The 250-nt window shown below is 56.8% G+C and carries 1 pseudogene; it reads right to left on the bottom strand.

The window, feature by feature from the left end:
* Window positions 1-250 (bottom strand): annotated as a pseudogene (locus AAEZ08_RS23265) (HAAAP family serine/threonine permease); the annotation flags it as partial.

Genomic DNA, 250 nt, shown 5'->3' with positions numbered 1-250 from the left:
GAATCACCCGTGGTGGCGGCGTGATGTGCAATTGGTGTTCAAGGAAACTGCCGACGGTGTTGGTCAGGGCAACGCTGTAGATCAGCAGGATCGGAAAGATCGCCAAGAAATACAGCAAGGTGATCAACGCACCGGCCTTGATCCCGAAATGCTCTTCGACCACTTCGGTGATATCAGAACCCTCTCGGCCCGAGAGCACAAAGCGCGTCAGCCCTCGGTGGGCATAGAAGGTCATCGGGAAGGCCAGGAC

It is taken from the genome of Pseudomonas sp. E45-MNA-CIBAN-0222 (assembly GCF_040310405.1).
GTDB lineage: Bacteria > Pseudomonadota > Gammaproteobacteria > Pseudomonadales > Pseudomonadaceae > Stutzerimonas > Stutzerimonas stutzeri_AC.
Note: the sequence above shows the minus strand (reverse complement) of the source record. Positions and strands in the feature narration are given on the sequence as shown.